The 17019-nt window shown below is 73.5% G+C and carries 17 protein-coding genes; 11 read left to right on the forward strand and 6 right to left on the reverse strand.

Annotated features, from left to right (window positions below; translation table 11 throughout):
- The first annotated feature begins 53 nt into the window (after positions 1-53).
- Positions 54-875: an N-acetyl-1-D-myo-inositol-2-amino-2-deoxy-alpha-D-glucopyranoside deacetylase gene (mshB, locus tag ACQP0T_RS07520; RefSeq protein ID WP_433873615.1), complete on the forward strand. Its 822-nt coding sequence runs from the start codon at positions 54-56 to the stop codon at positions 873-875.
- A gap of 170 nt (positions 876-1045) precedes the next feature.
- Here the strand turns inward: mshB and ACQP0T_RS07525 are convergent, their stop codons facing one another.
- Positions 1046-1744 carry a GntR family transcriptional regulator gene (locus ACQP0T_RS07525; RefSeq protein ID WP_345364925.1) on the reverse strand — a complete coding sequence of 233 codons (699 nt, stop codon included), beginning with the start codon at positions 1742-1744 and terminating at the stop codon, positions 1046-1048.
- 179 nt (positions 1745-1923) lie between these two features.
- On the opposite strand from ACQP0T_RS07525, the gene ACQP0T_RS07530 reads away from it, so the two are divergent.
- The 5 genes from ACQP0T_RS07530 to ACQP0T_RS07550 are packed head-to-tail and all read left to right on the forward strand — an operon-like array spanning position 1924 to position 6181.
- Positions 1924-3144, forward strand: coding sequence for an NRAMP family divalent metal transporter (locus ACQP0T_RS07530; RefSeq protein WP_433871915.1), 1221 nt, complete (start codon positions 1924-1926; stop codon positions 3142-3144).
- Between the two features lie 11 nt (positions 3145-3155).
- Positions 3156-3917, forward strand: coding sequence for a LamB/YcsF family protein (locus ACQP0T_RS07535; RefSeq protein WP_433871916.1), 762 nt, complete (start codon positions 3156-3158; stop codon positions 3915-3917).
- A gap of 4 nt (positions 3918-3921) precedes the next feature.
- On the forward strand, positions 3922-4533 hold the full coding sequence (locus ACQP0T_RS07540) for a 5-oxoprolinase subunit B family protein (protein WP_433871917.1): 612 nt from the start codon (positions 3922-3924) through the stop codon (positions 4531-4533).
- A complete protein-coding gene (locus ACQP0T_RS07545; protein ID WP_433871918.1) occupies positions 4533-5402 on the forward strand; it encodes a biotin-dependent carboxyltransferase family protein in 870 nt (289 codons plus the stop codon). Before ACQP0T_RS07540 ends, ACQP0T_RS07545 begins: the two co-directional genes overlap by 1 nt.
- A gap of 14 nt (positions 5403-5416) precedes the next feature.
- On the forward strand, positions 5417-6181 hold the full coding sequence (locus ACQP0T_RS07550) for a putative hydro-lyase (protein ID WP_433873616.1): 765 nt from the start codon (positions 5417-5419) through the stop codon (positions 6179-6181).
- A 10-nt stretch (positions 6182-6191) separates the two neighbouring features.
- On the opposite strand, the gene ACQP0T_RS07555 is transcribed toward ACQP0T_RS07550, so the two are convergent.
- Positions 6192-7208 (reverse strand): LacI family DNA-binding transcriptional regulator, encoded by a 1017-nt coding sequence (locus ACQP0T_RS07555; RefSeq protein ID WP_433871919.1) that lies wholly within the window; start codon positions 7206-7208, stop codon positions 6192-6194.
- A gap of 124 nt (positions 7209-7332) precedes the next feature.
- Here ACQP0T_RS07555 and hisD point away from each other — a divergent pair, with 124 nt between their 5' ends.
- Both hisD and ACQP0T_RS07565 read left to right on the forward strand, forming a co-directional pair.
- Complete coding sequence (gene hisD / locus ACQP0T_RS07560; RefSeq protein ID WP_433871920.1) at positions 7333-8646, forward strand: histidinol dehydrogenase; 1314 nt, start codon at positions 7333-7335, stop codon at positions 8644-8646.
- Between the two features lie 25 nt (positions 8647-8671).
- Complete coding sequence (locus ACQP0T_RS07565) at positions 8672-9970, forward strand: MFS transporter (protein ID WP_433871921.1); 1299 nt, start codon at positions 8672-8674, stop codon at positions 9968-9970.
- Positions 9971-10049: 79 nt separating this feature from the next.
- Here the strand turns inward: ACQP0T_RS07565 and ACQP0T_RS07570 are convergent, their stop codons facing one another.
- Complete coding sequence (locus tag ACQP0T_RS07570) at positions 10050-11207, reverse strand: VanZ family protein (RefSeq protein WP_433871922.1); 1158 nt, start codon at positions 11205-11207, stop codon at positions 10050-10052.
- A 35-nt stretch (positions 11208-11242) separates the two neighbouring features.
- Entirely contained in the window at positions 11243-12238 is a 996-nt protein-coding gene (locus ACQP0T_RS07575) for a YdcF family protein (RefSeq protein WP_433871923.1), read from the reverse strand.
- Between the two features lie 202 nt (positions 12239-12440).
- Between ACQP0T_RS07575 and ACQP0T_RS07580 the strand changes: the two genes are divergently transcribed.
- The 3 genes from ACQP0T_RS07580 (at position 12441) to ACQP0T_RS07590 (ending at position 15539) form a co-directional block, all read left to right on the forward strand.
- Positions 12441-13181, forward strand: a complete 741-nt coding sequence (locus ACQP0T_RS07580) for an IclR family transcriptional regulator (RefSeq protein ID WP_433871924.1) — start codon at positions 12441-12443, stop codon at positions 13179-13181.
- On the forward strand, positions 13178-14323 hold the full coding sequence (gene dgoD / locus ACQP0T_RS07585; RefSeq protein WP_433871925.1) for a galactonate dehydratase: 1146 nt from the start codon (positions 13178-13180) through the stop codon (positions 14321-14323). The genes ACQP0T_RS07580 and dgoD overlap by 4 nt, the downstream gene beginning before the upstream one ends.
- Before the next feature lie 160 nt (positions 14324-14483).
- The gene (locus ACQP0T_RS07590) at positions 14484-15539 is read left to right on the forward strand and encodes a saccharopine dehydrogenase family protein (protein WP_433871926.1); all 1056 of its coding nucleotides are present in this window, start codon (positions 14484-14486) and stop codon (positions 15537-15539) included.
- A 3-nt stretch (positions 15540-15542) separates the two neighbouring features.
- Here the strand turns inward: ACQP0T_RS07590 and ACQP0T_RS07595 are convergent, their stop codons facing one another.
- Together ACQP0T_RS07595 and ACQP0T_RS07600 are read right to left on the reverse strand one after the other, a co-directional pair.
- Positions 15543-16202, reverse strand: a complete 660-nt coding sequence (locus ACQP0T_RS07595; RefSeq protein WP_433871927.1) for a YdcF family protein — start codon at positions 16200-16202, stop codon at positions 15543-15545.
- Between the two features lie 136 nt (positions 16203-16338).
- Complete coding sequence (locus ACQP0T_RS07600; RefSeq protein WP_433871928.1) at positions 16339-16902, reverse strand: VOC family protein; 564 nt, start codon at positions 16900-16902, stop codon at positions 16339-16341.
- Positions 16903-17019 lie beyond the last annotated feature (117 nt).

Consider the following 17019-nt stretch of genomic DNA (forward strand, 5'->3'; position numbering starts at 1 on the left):
CAGGGGCGTCGGGGTCACTCGGTAGTGTCGTGTCCATGGACGAACGCCGCCTGCTGCTGGTGCACGCGCATCCGGACGACGAGTCGACGGCCACCGGGGCCACGATGGCGCGGTACTGCGCCGAAGGGGCGGCGGTGTCGCTGGTGACCTGCACGAGCGGGGAGCTCGGCGAGGTGGTCACCGACGACCTGGCGCACCTGCGCGACGATCCGGAGGCGCTCGGCGCGCACCGGCGCGAGGAGATCACCGACGCGCTGGTCGAGTACGGGCCGGTGCGGCACCACTGGCTCGGCGGCGCGGGCCGGTGGCGGGACAGCGGGATGGTCGGGACCGAGGGCAATTCCGCTCCCGGGTCGTTCGCGGGCGCCGACCGCGCCGAGGTCACCCGCGAGATGGTGCGGATCCTGCGCGCGGAACGCCCGCAGGTGGCGGTGACCTACGACGAGGTGGGCGGCTACGGGCATCCCGACCACATCGCCGCGCACCGGGCCCTGATGGAGGCGCTGGAACCCGCCGCCGACCCGGGATACGCGCCGGAGCTGGGCGAACCCTGGCGGGTGGCGAAGGTGTACTGGTCGACGTTGCCGCGCTCGACGATCGAGAAGATCGAGGCGATGGGCATCGAGGGGTTCACCGCGCACTCGGTCCCCGACGAGGAGCTGACCGCGGTGCTGGACGGCCGGGAGTTCCACCCCGCGAAGGTGGCCGCGATGCGCCGCTACCGCAGCCAGGTGGACCTCGACGGCGACGACTTCTTCGCGGGCATGGTCGCCAGCCCGGAGTTCGCGGTGGAGCACTACCTGCTGGTGCGCGGTGAGCGCGGCCCGGGCAGCGGCCCGTACGGCTGGGAGGACGACCTGTTCGCCGGGCTGTGACCACCACCCGCCCAGGTGATCTCCGCATCCGGGTGAGGGGCACCTTCATCCGGCTGTGTCGGATGAAGGTGCCCCTCGCCCAGCTCGCCCTCACCCGTTCGTGAGCTGAGTGAGGGGCACCCTGTACCACGTCACTTGGTACAGGGTGCCCCTCACTCGGATGCGGCGGCTCAGGTGCCGTAGGCGCGGTAGGCGTCGACGAGCTGCCGTTCCGCTTCGTCGAAGTAGTCGTCGAGGCGGGCGGCGGCGTCCTCCATCGCGCCCGCGTCGATCAGGTCGGCGATGGCCCGGTTCAGCTCCAGGTACGGCTCGTGGAACTCGCGCGGCCGGGACATCACGTGGAAGGCCAGCCGGAGCTCGGCGAGGAGCTGGCGCATCGTCTCGTCCACCCGCGGGCTGCCCGCCAGCGCCGCGAGGGCCTGGTGGAACAGCATGTTCGCGGTGCCGACGTCCCACCAGCGGCTCCCGGTGGCGGCCTGCTCGCCGCGGCTCACCGCGTCGCCCACCGCGACGACGAGCTCGCGGGGCGCGTCGGTGGCGCGGCGCACCGCGCTCGTCTCCAGCAGCCGCCGGATCCGGTACAGGTCGACGACGTCCTCGGCGGTGAGCACCCGGACGAACACGCCGCGGTGGAACTCGTGCACCAGCAGCCGCTCGTGCACCAGCAGCCGGAACGCCTCGCGCAGCGTGTTGCGGGAGACCGCCAGCGCCCGCCCGGCGCTCTCCTCGGACAGCCGGGTGCCGGGGGCCAGGGCGCCCTCGATGATCCGCTGCCGCAGCACGTCGGAGACCCGCTCGGCGGTGCTCGTCCGGTCGAGCAGCGACCGGTCGGCCGCCAGCAGGTCCTCCCACGCGTCCGTGGTGGTCATCGGGCTCCTCACGCCGCGGTCGGAGATCATTCGCACGCAGTGTAACGAGATTGTCCCACGGCAGGGTATTGCAGAATTGTTCAACAATTCATTATGTTGTCCCGCAACGCAGCCGCGGCTGCCGCCTTGACCTCGCATCGCCCTGCTCAACGCGGTGCCACCCCGGTGATCGGAGTGAAATGGCCGACGAAGCGCCCACCGCGCGCCCGCCTTCGGCGGCGAAGCGCAGCACGCTGCTCGGAGCCGTGTTCCTCATGGCGACCAGCGCCATCGGACCCGGCTTCATCACGCAGACGACCGAGTTCACCATGCAGCTCGGGGCCGCGTTCGCGTTCGTCATCCTGGTCACGATCCTGATCGACATCGCCGTCCAGCTGAACGTCTGGCGGGTCATCGGGGTGTCCGGGATGTTCGCCCAGGACCTCGGCAACAAGGTGGTGCCGGGCCTCGGTTACCTGATGGCCGCGCTGGTCGTCTTCGGCGGCCTGGTGTTCAACGTCGGCAACATCGCGGGCACCTCGCTGGGGCTGGACGCGCTGTTCGGCCTGGACGTCAAGATCGGCGGCGCGCTCTCCGCGCTGATCGCCATCGCGATCTTCCTGAGCAAGAAGGCCGGGGTCGCGATGGACCGCATCGTGGTCGCGCTCGGCGTGGTGATGATCGCCCTGACGCTGTTCGTGGCGATCTCCTCGAACCCGCCGGTCGGCGATGCGCTGCGGCAGTCGGTCTGGCCCGACGAGGTCGACTTCCTGCCGATCATCACGCTCATCGGCGGCACCGTCGGCGGGTACATCACCTACGCCGGGGCGCACCGGTTGGTGGACGCCGGGGTGACCGGGCCGGAGAAGGTCGCCGAGGTCAGCCGCAGCTCCATCGTGTCGCTGCTGGTCACCGGCGTGATGCGCGCGGTGCTGTTCCTCGCCGTGCTCGGCGTGGTGGCCGCCGGGGTGACCCTGACCTCGGCCAACCCCACCGCCGAGGCGTTCCAGCACGCGGCGGGCGAGATCGGGCTGCGGCTGTTCGGCGTGGTCCTGTGGGCCGCGAGCATCAGCTCGGTGGTCGGCGCCGCCTACACCTCGGTCTCGTTCCTGGTCACCTTCTCCCCGGAGCTCCGGCGCCGCCGCAACTGGCTGGTCGTGGCCTTCGTGGTGCTCTCGGCCGCGGTGTTCCTGCTCCTCGACCAGGCGCCGACGACGATCCTGGTGCTCGCCGGTGCGCTCAACGGGCTGATCCTGCCGGTCGGCTTCGGCGTGCTGATGTGGGTCGCCCTGCGCCGGCGCGATCTGATGGGCGGGTACCGCTACCCGCGCTGGTTGCTGGTCGTCGGGTTGCTGGCCTGGTTGTTGACGGTGTACCTGGGCATCAGCTCGCTGACCGGGATCGCCGCGCTGTGGCAGTGAGGAGCACTGGGATGGACTTGAACTCGGACCTCGCGGAGGGCTTCGGGCGCTGGGAGCTCACCGACGACGAGGCGCTGCTGGGCATCGTGACCAGCGCCAACGTCGCTTGCGGCTACCACGCCGGGGACGCCACCGTGCTGCGCCGCGCCGTGGACCTGGCCGCCGCGCGGGGCGTCGCGGTCGGCGCCCACGTCGGCTACCGCGACCTGCCCGGTTTCGGCAGGCGGTTCATCGACGTGCCGCCCGCCGAGCTGACCGACGACGTCGTCTACCAGATGGGCGCGCTCGCGGGTTTCGCCCGGATCGCGGGCACCGGCGTCCGCTACGTCAAGCCGCACGGCGCGCTCTACAACGCGATCGTGCACCACGAGGAGCAGGCCGCCGCCGTGGTCGCGGCGGTGCGGGCCTTCGACCCCGCGATGCCGGTGCTGGGCCTGCCCGGGTCGCGGTTCCTCGCCCTGGCCGCCGACGCGGGGCTGCCGGTGTTCCAGGAAGCCTTCGCCGACCGCGCCTACACCCCCGAGGGCACCTTGGTGTCCCGCCGGGAACCGGGCGCGGTGCTGCACGACCCGGCGGCGATCGCGGACCGCTGCGTGCGGATCGCCCGGGGCGAACCGATCGAGGCGGCGGACGGCTCGTCGATCGTGGTGCGCGCCGACTCGATCTGCGTGCACGGGGACAGCCCCGACGCGGTCGGTATCGCGCGGGCGGTCCGGGACCGGCTGGCCGCCGAGGGCGTCGAGCTGGGCTCGTTCAGCGCGCGGGCCCGGTGACCGGATGCGGTTCCTCCCGTGCGCCGATTCCGGGCTGATCGTCGAACTGGCCGACCTCGCCTCGGTGCAGGCGCTGCACGCGGCGCTGGCCGACGCGCCCCCGGAGGGGGTGGTGGACCTGGTGCCCGCCGCCCGCACCCTGCTGCTGCACCTGGACCCGAGCACCGCGGACGTCCGCCGGATCGAGCACGAGGTGCGCGCCGCCCGGCCGCGCGAGAGCGGGCGCGGCGGTGGTGAGCTGGTCCGGGTCCCGGTGGTCTACGACGGGGTCGACCTCGCCGACGTCGCCGAACTGACCGGGCTCACCGCGCGCGAGGTCGTCGACCGGCACACCGCCGCGGAGTGGACCGTCGCCTTCGGCGGGTTCGCGCCCGGGTTCGGCTACCTCGCGGGCGGCCCCGCCGAGCTGGTGGTGCCGCGCCGCGCCGAGTCCCGCACCAAGGTCCCGGCGGGCGCGGTCGGGTTGGCCGGGGAGTTCAGCGGGATCTACCCGCGCGAGTCACCCGGCGGCTGGCAGCTCATCGGCCGCACCGACCTGGTGATCTGGCAGGTCGACCGCGACCCGCCCGCGCTGCTGAGGCCGGGCGTGCGGGTCCGGTTCGAGGAGGTGGCCTGATGCTGGAGGTCCTGGCGACCGGACCGCTGGCCACCGTCCAGGACCTCGGGCGCCCCGGGCTCGCCGACATCGGCGTGGGGCCGTCGGGCGCCGCCGACCGGGGCGCGTTGCGGTTGGCGAACCGGCTGCTCGGCAACGACGAGGGCGCCGCGGCCGTCGAGGTCACCTTCGGCGGGCTGGAGCTGCGGGCGCACCGCGCGGTGACCGTCGCGGTGACCGGCGCGCCGTGCCCGGTGGCGGTCGACGGCCGGTCGGCGGCGGTGAACGCGCCGGTGCGGCTGGCGGCGGGCGCGCGGCTGCGGCTCGGCACGCCGGGCACCGGTCTGCGCAGCTACCTCGCGGTGCGCGGCGGGCTCGACGTCGAGCCGGTGCTCGGCTCGCGGGCCACCGATGTGCTCGCCGGGCTCGGACCCGACCCCTTGGCCCCGGGGACGTGGCTGCCGGTGGGGCCGCCGCCGGAGCGGTTCCCGGTGGTCGACGTCGCCCCGGTGCCCGCGCACCCGGCGGGCGAACTGGTGCTGCGGGTCCACCCGGGCCCGCGCGACGACTGGTTCACCGAGGACGCGCTGCGGGCGCTGCTGACCAGCCGGTACGAGGTCACCGCCGACTGCGACCGGGTCGGGATGAAGCTGGCCGGCCCGGAGCTGCCGCGCCGCCGCACCGACGAACTGCCCAGCGAGGGCATGGTGTCCGGCGCGCTCCAGGTGCCGCCGTCGTCGCGTCCGACGCTGTTCCTGGCCGACCACCCGGTGACCGGCGGCTACCCGGTGATCGCCGTGGTGACCGCCGCCGACGTGGACAAGGCCGCGCAGGCCCCGCCGGGACAGCGCATCCGCTTCCGGGCGGCGAGCACGAGGAGGACCGCATGACCGATCCGAGGGAGCTGACCCCCGAGCAGGCGCGCGAGCTGTTCCGCGCCGGGACGCGGGTGCCCACCTCCGGCTTCAGCGCCGGGTGGACGCAGGCGAACCTGATCGCGCTGCCCCGCGACTTCGCCTACGACTTCCTGCTGTTCGCCCAGCGCAACCCGAAGTCGTGCCCGGTGCTGGAGGTGACCGAGCCCGGGGAGACCAGCGCGCGGCGCTTCGCCGGGGACCTGCGCACCGACCTGCCCGCCTACCGGGTCTACCGCGACGGCGAGCTGGTCGAGGAGCGCACCGACGTCACCGACCTGTGGCGCGAGGACCTGGTCGCGTTCCTGATCGGGTGCAGCTTCACCTTCGAGGCGGCGCTGCTGGAGGCGGGCGTCGGGGTGCGGCACATCGAGACCGGCGGCAACGTCCCGATGTACCGGACGAACGCGCAGTGCCGCCCGGCGGGCAGGCTCGCGGGCCCGCAGGTCGTGTCGATGCGCCCGGTCCCGGCCGAGCAGGTCGCCACGGCGGTGCGGGTGACCTCCCGCTACCCGGCGGTGCACGGGGCGCCGGTGCACGTCGGCGCCCCGGAGGCGCTCGGCATCGCCGACCTCGGTGCCCCGGACTTCGGCGAACCGGTGGAGGTCCGACCGGGTGAGGTCCCGGTGTTCTGGGCGTGCGGGGTGACGCCGCAGGCGGCCGTCATGCACTCCCGCCCGCCGTTCGCCCTCGGCCACGCCCCTGGCCACATGGCGATCACCGACGCGCGGGACAGCGAGTTCCTGGTGCCCTGAGCGGCGGGCCTCAGGTGTACACCGCGGACGGCTGCGGGGTTCCGGCGGTGGACCCGCGCACCACGAGCTCGCAGGGGAACTCCTCGACGCGAGCGGGGCGGTCGCGGTCGTCGATCCGCGCCAGCAGCAACCGGACCGCCGCGCGGGACATGTCGGCGATCGGCTGCCGGACGGTGGTGAGGTCGTAGGAATCCCAGGACGTCATGGCGATGTCGTCGTAGCCGACCACCCAGACGTCCGCAGGCACCCGCTTGCCCAGCGACACCGCGCCGTCGACCGCGCCGAGCGCGGTGAGGTCGTTGGCGCAGAACACGGCGGTGGGCGGGTCCTGCCGGGACAGCAGGTCGCGCGTCGCGGACCGGGCGACGTCGTGGGAGAACCCGCCGCGGGCCACCAGCGGGTCCGCCAGCGGGTGCCCCAGTTCGGCGAGGCGGTCGCGGAAACCGCGTTCCCGGTGCCGGGCGGTGGCGGGCAGGTCGGGCCCGGCGAGGAAGCCGATGCGGCTGTGCCCGGTGCCGACGAGGTAGTCGGCCACCGCGCGCCCGCCCGCGACGTTGTCGGTGGTGACCTGGTCGCAGGCGAGCCCTTCGAGGCGGCGGTGCAGCAGGGCGATCGGCTGGCCGCGCTCCACCGCGTCGGCCAGACCGGGTGACGTCTCGGTCGCGGTGGTGAACAGCAGGCCGTCGACGGTGCCTTCGTCGAGCGCCTCCAGCGCGCTCGTCCCGCCGGAATCCGGCGCGTTCCACAGCACCATCCGCTGTCCGGCCTCGCCCAGCGCGCGTCCGACGGCTTCGAGGAGCTGCGGGTAGAAGGGGTTGGTGATGTCGGCGACGACGACGCCGATGGTGGCGGTGCGCCGGGTCCGCATGGTGCGCGCCGCGGCGTTCGGCTGGTAGCCGGACTCCCGCATCGCGGCGAGCACCCGGTCGCGGGTATCGGCGGCGACCTTGGTGCTGCCCTGGAGCACCCGGGAGACCGTCATCTGCGACACCCCGGCCAACCGCGCGACGTCCCGGCTGGTGACCAACGACGACCTCCCGTGGGCTGGATCGAGCAAGCGAACATCGGGGTTTACGTAATCATCCTAGCGGCCTACCGTGCGATGTGTACGTAAACATCAGGTCCGCACCCAGCGGAGGGATCACCCAGCCATGCCCGTCGTCCTGAAATCCCCGGCCGCCACCGGCTCCACCACGAGCTCACCGCCGGACGTGCGCGAGAAGGTCGCGGACCTCATCGCCGACATCCGCCGGCGCGGTGACCAGGCCGTCCGCGAGCACTCCGCCACCTTCGACCGCTGGGAGCCCGAATCCTTCCGGCTCTCCGACGCCGAGATCGCCGAGATCGTCGGCCGGGTGCCGCAGCAGGTCCTCGACGACATCGAGTTCGTCCAGCAGCAGGTGCGCGGGTTCGCCGAGCACCAGCTCGCGTCGATGCGGGAGTTCGAGGTCGAAACGCTGCCCGGCGTCCACCTCGGGCAGAAGCACATCCCGGTCTCCGCCGCGGGCGCCTACGTGCCCGGCGGTCGCTACCCGCTGCTCGCCTCGGCGCACATGACCATCCTGACGGCCAAGGCGGCCGGCGTGCCGCGCGTCGTGGCCTGCACGCCGCCGATCCGCGGCGAGGTCCCGGCCGCCACCGTGGCCGCGATGCACCTCGCCGGGGCCGACGAGATCCACCTGCTCGGCGGGGTGCAGGCCGTGGTGAGCATGGCGCTGGGCACCGAGAGCATGGCGCCGGTGGACATGCTGGCCGGACCGGGCAACGCGTTCGTCGCCGAGGCCAAGCGGCAGCTCTACGGCGAGATCGGGATCGACCTGTTCGCCGGGCCCACCGAGATCCTCGTCATCGCCGACGAGACCGCGGACCCGTTCGTCGTCGCCGTCGACCTGCTCAGCCAGGCCGAGCACGGCCCGGACTCGCCCGCGGTGCTCATCACCACCTCGGAATCCCTCGGGCGCGCGGTGCTGGAGCACGTCGACGCGCTGCTGCCGGACATGCCGACCCGGGACAACGCCGAGCCCGCCTGGCGGGACCACGGCGAGGTGCACGTCGTCGACGACCTCGACGCCGCCTACGCGCTCGCCGACACCTACGCCAGCGAGCACGTGCAGGTGCTCACCGCCCGCCCGCGCGAGGCGCTGGAGGCGATGCGCAACTACGGCGCCCTGTTCCTCGGCGAGGGCACCTGCGTGTCCTACGGGGACAAGGTGATCGGCACCAACCACGTGCTGCCGACCCGCGGCGCCGCCCGCTACACCGGCGGCCTCTGGGTGGGCAAGTACCTGAAGACGGTGACCTACCAGGAGGTCACCGATCCGGCCGCCAGCGCACGCCTCGGCGAGGTCTGCGGCCGGGCGGCCCGCGTCGAGCTGTTCGAGGGGCACGCCCGCTCCGGCGACGTCCGAGCCGCCCGGTACGGCGACGCCGCGCTGCCGTGGGCGCCCCCGACCACGCGCCCCTGACCGCCGAGCAGAAAGCGCACAGCCCATGACCTCCAACGCAACGACGCGTGCCGGTGGCCCATCGGCGACCAGGACGCTGACCGCGAGCACCATCGGCAGCGTCATCGAGTGGTACGACTTCACCATCTACGGCACCGCCGCGGCACTCATCTTCAACCAGCTCTTCTTCAGCGACATCAGCCCGATCGCGGGCACGCTGGCCGCGTTCGGCACCTTCGCCGCCGGGTTCATCGCCCGCCCGGTCGGCGGTTTCGTCGCCGGGCACTACGGCGACCGCATCGGCCGCAAGGCGACGCTGGTGATGACGCTGACGACGATGGGCGCGGCCACCGCGCTGATCGGACTGCTGCCGACCTACGAGCAGATCGGCGTCGCCGCCCCGGCGCTGCTGGTGCTGCTGCGGCTGGTCCAGGGCTTCGCGGTCGGCGGCGAGTGGGGCGGCGCGGTGCTGATGGCCGTCGAACACGCGCCGGACGGCAGCCGCGGCCGGTACGGCGCCTGGCCGCAGACCGGGGTGTCGGCGGGACTGCTGCTGGGCACCGGGGCGTTCAGCCTGATGTCGTTGCTGCCCGAACCGCAGCTGATGAGCTGGGGCTGGCGGGTGCCGTTCCTGCTCAGCATCGTGCTCGCGCTGGTCGGCCTCTACATCCGGTTCAAGGTCAGCGAGCCGGAATCGTTCGTGGCGGCGACCTCGACCGGAACGTCGCGCCGACCGCTGGTCGAGGTGCTGCGGACGCACCCGAAGGAGCTGCTGATCGCCATCGGGGTGCGGTTCGCCGAAGGCGGGAACTACTACGTGTTCACCGTCTTCATCCTCACCTACATCACCCAGCAGCTCGACCTGCCCCGGCAGGTGGGGCTGTCCGGGGTGATGCTGGCCGCCGCGCTGAACATCGTGGCGCTACCGCTGTGGGGAGCGTTGTCCGACCGGCTCGGCCGCAAACCGGTGTTCATCGGCGGCGCGCTGTTCATGGCCGCCTATGCCTGGCCGTTCTTCTGGCTGGTCGACACCCGGTCGCCCGGCCTGATCGCGCTGGCCCTGGCGATCGCGCTCGCCGTGCCGCACGGCGCGGTGTTCGCGCCGATCGCGGCGTTCTACACCGAGCTGTTCGAGCCCCGGCTGCGCTACAGCGGGCTTTCCATCGGCTACCAGGTGGGCAGCGTGCTGCTGGGCGGCTTCACCCCGCTGCTGGCGACCTCGCTGATCCTGTGGTCCGGCGGGGCGGCGTGGAGCGTCGCGGCGCTGATCGCGGTGGGGGCGCTCATCGCGGCGGCCGCGATGCTGGCCGCCCCGGAGACCTACCGCCGAAGCTTGCGCGGCTGACGCGTCCGGGTGATCCCGTTCCAGGTGAGGGGCGCCCTTGTCCGAGTAATTGGGACAAGGGTGCCCCTCACTCCGCGCTCTACCGGGTGACGGTGCTGGTGGGGGTGGCGGGCGCCGGTTCGGTGAGCGGTTCCCGCGCGTCGATCACGTGCAGCCGGGTGAGGGCGCAGGACACGCCCCGGCGCCGTGCGGTGGTGAAGATCCCGATCACCGAGACCAGGCCCAGCAGCGTGGCGTAACCGGCGGCGTCCGGTAGGCCCGGCACCTGGCCGAGCTGCTGCAGCAGCACGTACCCGCCGGTGCCGAGCAGGCCGCGCGCCAGCCGCGCGCCCGCGCCCGGACGCCGACCGTCGCCGACCACCCGCAGCTGCACGGCCCGCTGCCCGAGGCTGGACCCCCCGCCGACCAGCGGCAGCACCAGGTAGAGCACCACCCACGGCGCGATGATGCCGACGACCTGCGCGGCCTGGTAGCCGGGCAGGTCGGGGGCCAGCCGGGCGTCGGCGGAGAACAGGCCGGTGTGCGCGGCGTACACCGCCACCGTGCAGATAGCCGCCAGCAGCGCCGCGCTGAAGTGGTAGATCATCAGGTCGCACAGCGAGGCCAGCAGGCGCCTGCGCCGGTTGACCGGCCGGGGCGCGCCCGGCTCGCCGACCTCGCGCTGCCCGGGTACGGCCCGCAGCGCCGGCGCGGCCAGCGCGCCCGCCAGCGCGCCGAGCCCGTTCATCAGCAGGTCGTCCACGTCGAACAGCCGGTAGGGGCACGGGTACAGGAACCAGATCCCGGTCCCCTGGGTGAGCTCGATCAGCAGGGACGTGCCGAGGCCGATCAGCGTGGTGGTCAGCACGCCGCGCCCGAACAGGTGCCGGACGAACATCCCCAGCGGCACGAACAGCGCCACGTTGAGCAGCACCTGGGTCAGCGCGGGATTGCCGAGCACCGCGCTCATCCCCGTCCCGGTGGCCTCGCGCTGCATGTCGCGCAGGAAGTTCAGCGGGACCAGTTGCGGCCCGCTCGCGTCCGCGCAGAAGCCGGGGGTCACGGTCGGGAACGGCAGCAGCACGTAGGCGAGCAGGCCGAGGCCGTAGACCAGCGAGGCGAACGCCAGCCCGGCGTGTCCGACGCCGAGCTTGCCGCGTCTGCGGTACTGCCGCGCGACGTAGGGCACGAACAGCGCCACGGCCAGCGCCGTTCCCAGGACGACGGCGATCACCGCGGGCATCAACCGGCTGCTCACGGTTCACTTCCTCTCGATGTTGGTGTTCGGCCCGGTCAGAGCAGGACCAGGAGTTGCGGGGCGGCCAGCAGGGCGCAGATGCCGATGTTGAGCACCCGGTGCGCCAGGAAGATGGCGACGAACTCGCGGATCGTCGCGCTGGGCCAGTAGTAGCGCGCGGTCGGGGCCCCGATCACGTGGGCGGTGACCTTCTCGGTGCGGGCGATGCGCGCGGCCCGCATCACGTGAAAGCTGTTGGTGACCACGAGGCAGCGGTAGCGGGACTTGCGCTCGCGCATCAGCTCGCTGCTGAACCGCAGGTTCTCCTCGGTGCTGCGGGACTGGTCCTCGACCAGGATGCGGTCCTCGGGCACGCCCGCGGCGATCAGGTAGTCGGCCATCGCCCGCGCTTCCGGGAGGTCCTCACCGGGGCCTTGGCCGCCGGAGGTCACCAGCACCGGATCGGCGCCCTTGGCGCGGGCGGCCTCGAAGGCGGTGCGCCCCCGGTCGAGCCGGTTGGCCAGCAGCGGCGGCACCCGCGAGCCGAGCAGCCCGGAGCCCAGCACCACGACGAAGTCGACGGCGCGGCGGTGCGGCAGCCGGGCGTAGAAGACCGAGTACAGCAGGAAGCAGGTGAACAGGAACGACACGTAGGTGAGCACGCTGCCGACCGCGCCGACGAACGCGCGCAGCAGCGCCAGGTCGATGCCGTTCGCCAGGACCCACAGCACGACGAACCCGATGATGCCCACGCCCGCGCCCAGCGAGAGCAGGTTGCCCAGGCGCCTGCCCTCGCGGCGGAGCATCGTCACGCCGTTGGCGATGAGGAACCCCGCCAGCACCAGGACCAGCAGCGGGACCAGCCCGACCGCCAGCACGAGGACGATCATGGCAGCGGTCTCGGAGACCTCCGCGAGCGCGAACAACGTGCCCGCTGCGGTGAACACCAAGGCGAAGAACAGGTACACGCCGTTGCGCACGAGTCGGCGGTCGTAGATCACGCTCACCGCGAAGACCAGGAACAGCACGCCCGCGGCGGCGAAGAAGATCATGGGTCGCACCGTACCGAACCGCCGCAGCGCCGGAATGCGGTTCCGGTGCGACGGCGGCCGTGACGCGCGCCACCGAGTCCGAAGTGGACCCGGAAGTCCGGTTCCGGGCCGCCGGGTCGCCGCGCATCTCCGGCCGGACGGTGTTCCACCGCACCATGTGCAACGCGACTGCTAATGTCGCGCCCCGGAACGGGGTGAGCGGATGTCCAAGACGGTGGCCAAAGCGGTGCACGTGCTGGAGGAGCTGGCGCGCTCGCCGCGATCGCTCGCCGACCTCGCGCGGGAGCTCGACGTGCACGGCTCCACGGCGCTGCGGATGCTGCAACCGCTGGTCGAGGCCGGGCTCATCGCCAAGGGCTCGGACGGGCGCTACCGGCTCGGGCTGCGGCTGGCGGAGTGGGGGCAGCAGGTGCTCGACGACCTGGACCTGCGCACCGCCGCCCGCCCGCACCTGGTGGCGCTGGCCGAATCCGCCCGCGCCACCGTGCACCTCTCCCAACTGCTCGACGACCAGATCGTCTACGTGGACAAGATCGAGGGCGCGGCCACCATCCGCACCTGGTCCCGGATCGGCCGCGCGGTGCCGCTGCACACCGCGGCGGCGGCGAAGGCCATCCTCGCCGGGCTGCCCCCCGCGCGGCGGGACCGGCTGCTGGCCGGCCACGACTTCACCCGCTACACCGAGCGGACCATCACCGACCCGCGTGCGTTCCGCGGGCACCTCGCGGAGGTGGCGCGCGCCGGGTACGGCACCGACCGCGCCGAGTTCGAACCGCTGGTGCACTGCCTCGGCGTCGCGGTGCCCGGCCCCGTCGACGCCGCGGTGTCGGTGACCGTGGTGCGGGCCGAACCGGGCTCGGACGAAGCGCTGCTCGCCGGGCTGCGCGACGCGGTGGCGGCGATCGCCGCCGAACTGGGACATCCGAGGAGGGGAGAGCGGTGAAGATCACGGCCTTGCGCACCTACCTGGTGGAGCCGCGCTGGTTGTTCCTCAAGGTGGAGACCGACGAGGGCATCAGCGGCTGGGGCGAACCGGTCGTCGAGGGCCGCGCCGAGACGGTGCGGGCGGCGGTGGCGGAGCTGGCCGACCAGCTCGTCGGCCAGGACCCGGGGCGCATCGAGGACCACTGGCAGGTGCTGTCCAAGGGCGGCTTCTACCGGGGCGGGCCGGTCCTCGCCAGCGCGGTCGCCGGGATCGACCAGGCGTTGTGGGACATCAAGGGCAAGGCGCTCGGCGTTCCGGTGCACGAGCTGCTCGGCGGTGCGGTGCGGGACCGGATGCGGGTGTACTCGTGGATCGCCGGGGACGAGCCGACGGCCGCCGCCGAGCACGCCGCGAAGCGGATGGCGGAGGGCTTCACGGCGGTCAAGATGAACGCCTGCGGGCGGATGCGGGCGCTGGAATCGCCCGCCGCCGTGCGCGAGGTGGTGGACCGGGTCGCGGCGGTGCGCGAGCAGATCGGCCCGGACCGCGACGTGGCGCTGGACTTCCACGGCCGGGTCTCGCCCGCCGTGGCGCGGGTGCTGCTGCGCGAGCTGGAACCGCTGCACCCGCTGTTCGTGGAGGAACCGGTGGTGCCGGAGCTCTCCGGCGAGCTGCCCAGGTTGTGCGCGGGCACGACGATCCCGATCGCCACCGGCGAGCGGCTGTACTCGCGGTGGGACTTCCGCGACGTGCTGGCCGCCGGGATCGCGGTCGCCCAGCCGGACCTGTCGCACGCGGGCGGCATCTCCGAGACCCGCCGGATCGCCGCGCAGGCCGAACTGCACGGCGTGAGCCTCGCGCCGCACTGCCCGCTGGGGCCGATCGCCCTGGCCGCCAGCCTCCAGGTCGACTTCACCAGCCCCAACGCGCTCATCCAGGAGACCAGCCTCGGCATCCACTACAACCAGGGCTCGGACGTGCTCGACTACCTCGTCGACACGGCGGTCTTCGGCTACGCCGATGGCCACGTCCCGCGCCCCACCGGCCCCGGCCTGGGCATCGAGATCGACGAGCAGGCCGTCGCCGCAGCGGCCGAACGCGGCCACCGCTGGCGCAACCCCGTCTGGCGCAACCCCGACGGCTCCTTCACCGAGTGGTGACCACCAGCGCCCGCCCCGCCGCGCGATCCTGAGTGAGCGGCACCTTCATCCGGCATGGTCGGCTGGAGGTGGCCCTCACCCGCCACGCGAACGGGTGGGGCGTGACGGGGTGGGAGGGTGGTCGTTGGGGGAGTGGGCTCGACGATGGTGGAGGTGGCCGATGGCCTGGATGATCTACGGCGCGAGCGGGTACACCGGGCGGCTCATCGCCGAGCTGGCGGTGCGGCGCGGGGAGCGGCCGGTGCTGGCGGGGCGGGACGCGGGCAAGGTCGCGGCGTTCGCGACGCCGCGCGGGTTGCCGTACCGGACCTTCGACCTGGGCGATCCCGACGTGGTGGCCGAGGCGTTGCGGGACGTCGACGTGGTGGCGCACTGCGCGGGTCCGTTCTCGGCGACCTCGGCGGCGATGGTGGCCGGGTGTCTGCGCTCCGGAACGCACTACGTGGACATCACCGGTGAGATCGACGTGTTCGAGTCGGTGTTCGCCCGGCACGACGACGCCGTCGCGGCCGACGTGGTGCTGCTGCCCGGATCGGGCTTCGACGTGGTGCCGACCGACTGCCTGGCGGCGATGGTGAGCGCCGCGCTGCCCGGCGCGGACCGGCTCGACCTCGCCTTCCACGCCCACGGCGGCATCAGCGCGGGCACCCTCAAGAGCGCGCTGGAAGGCGCCGCGCTCGGGGGGCGCGCCCGGATCGCCGGGCGGATCACCGAGGTGCCGATGGCCTGGCGCACCCGGGAGGTCCCGTTCCCCGCCGGGAGCCGGTCGGTGACGTCGCTGCCGTGGGGCGATGTCAGCACCGCCTTCCGCAGCACCGGCATCGGCGACATCACCGCGTTCGCCCACCTGCCGGGGATGCACCTGCTCGGCGGGCGTTCCGGCGCCCTGGGCCGTCGGGTGCTGGGTTCGGCACCGGTGCAGCGAGCGGGCCGCGCGGCGATCGGCAAGCTGATCAGCGGTCCCGGGCGCGGCGCGCGCGAGCGGAGCTGGGTGGAGGTCTACGCCGAGGCGACCGACCCCGAGGGGCGCAGCGCCTCGGCCGCGCTCACCGGGCCGGACACCTACGACCTCACCGCCGACGCCGTGCTCGGCGCGGTCGGCAGGTTGCGGGCCGGTGGCGTCGCTCCGGGGGCGCGCACCCCGTCCACCGCCTTCGGCGCCGACTTCGTCCGCGAGCTGCGCGGTGTGGAGGTCGTCGAACCCGCGCCGCGCTGAGGCTCACCCCGGCAGCAGCCGGTCGGTGTACCCGGCGGCGACCAGGCGGTCGTAGGCGGCCTCGACCTCGGCCGGGACCTCCTGCGGGATCGCGAACCCGTTGCGGGCGTGCACGGTGATCCGCTGGGTGTCGCCGACCAGCATCGTGATCACCCGGTCCACGCCGAGCGCGGCGACGTACTCCTCGAACGGCTGCCGCCGCGAGGCGCACAGCACCTCGACCTCCGGCCACGCCGCGCGGCAGGTCGCGTAGGCGCGGCGCTGCTGGTACGGGCGGCAGACCAGGGTGACCGACCTCGGGTGGATCCCCGCCCGGTGCAGCGCCGCGCGGCTGAACCCGATGTTCTCGCCGGTGTTGGTGGCGCGCGGTTCGACGAGGATCGCGGCGTCCGGGACGCCGAGCGACCGGGCGTGCTCGCGGTAGTGCACCGCCTCGCCGTTCGGGAAGACCTCGGCGGTGGTCGGCGCGGTGGCGCCGGTGAACACGAGCTGCGGGAACCAGCCGACGTGGTACAGCTCGGCGGCGCAGGTCGCCACGCCGAGGTCGTGGCTGCCCAGGCCGATGCCGACGTCGGTGGGCCGGAGTTCGTGGTGCATGTCGTGGTAGTCCCACAACGTGCGCACGTCGTCGTGCAGCGTGGTGGGGATCGCGGCCGCGGTCATGCGTGCCTCCTCTCGGGTCCGCCCCCACCATCGGCGCCGCGCGCGGCGCGCTGAAGTCCGCCCCTCGCGGAAGCTGGGCGCGGCTGCCGTCGAACTCGTCGCGGGCCGGAGGGTGGAACGCCCCCGCCGCCGGGCGCTACTCCTCGGGCAGCACGCGCAGCATCCCGTCCGGTCCGTCCGCGGAGCGCAGGAACTCCAGGTGCGTGCCGTAGCCCGACACCGGGCGCAGCGAGGCGAAACCGGGTGCCGGTTCGGCGCGGACCATGTCGGTCTCCTCCTGCCACCACCGCGCAGCCTCGGCCGGGTCGGGGGAGCGCACGACGACGGCGGCCAGCGGTCCGGTCCCGTTGTAGTCGGCGCGGGGTTCGAGCACGCAGAACTCGTTGTCCTCCGGGTCGGCCAGCACCACCCAGGGCGCCGTTCCCGACTGGCCGACGTCGGTGGTGCGGGCGCCCGCCGCGATCAGCCGCCCGACGATCAGCCGCTGCTCGTCGAGGGTGCCGCTGCGCAGGTCCAGGTGCACGCCGTTGGTGGCGTCCTTGCCGCGATCGGCGGCCGTGAACCGCAGCGTCGGCCCGGTGGCCCCGGCGCGCACGTCGAGCCGGTGGCCGAGGTGGACGTCCCAGCCCAGGGCATCGGCCCACCAGCGGGCGAGCCGGTCCGGCTGGCGGGCGGAGAACTCGACGACGATCGGGGACATGCCCTCGAAGTTACGGCGTCAGCCCCGGTGCCGCGCGGACGGCCGCGGCCGCTCCGCCCCAGGTGAGGGGCACCTTCAGCCGGGTATGCCGGATGAAGGTGCCCCCGCACTCACCAC

Source organism: Saccharopolyspora sp. CA-218241 (assembly GCF_050954615.1).
Lineage (GTDB): Bacteria > Actinomycetota > Actinomycetes > Mycobacteriales > Pseudonocardiaceae > Saccharopolyspora > Saccharopolyspora cebuensis.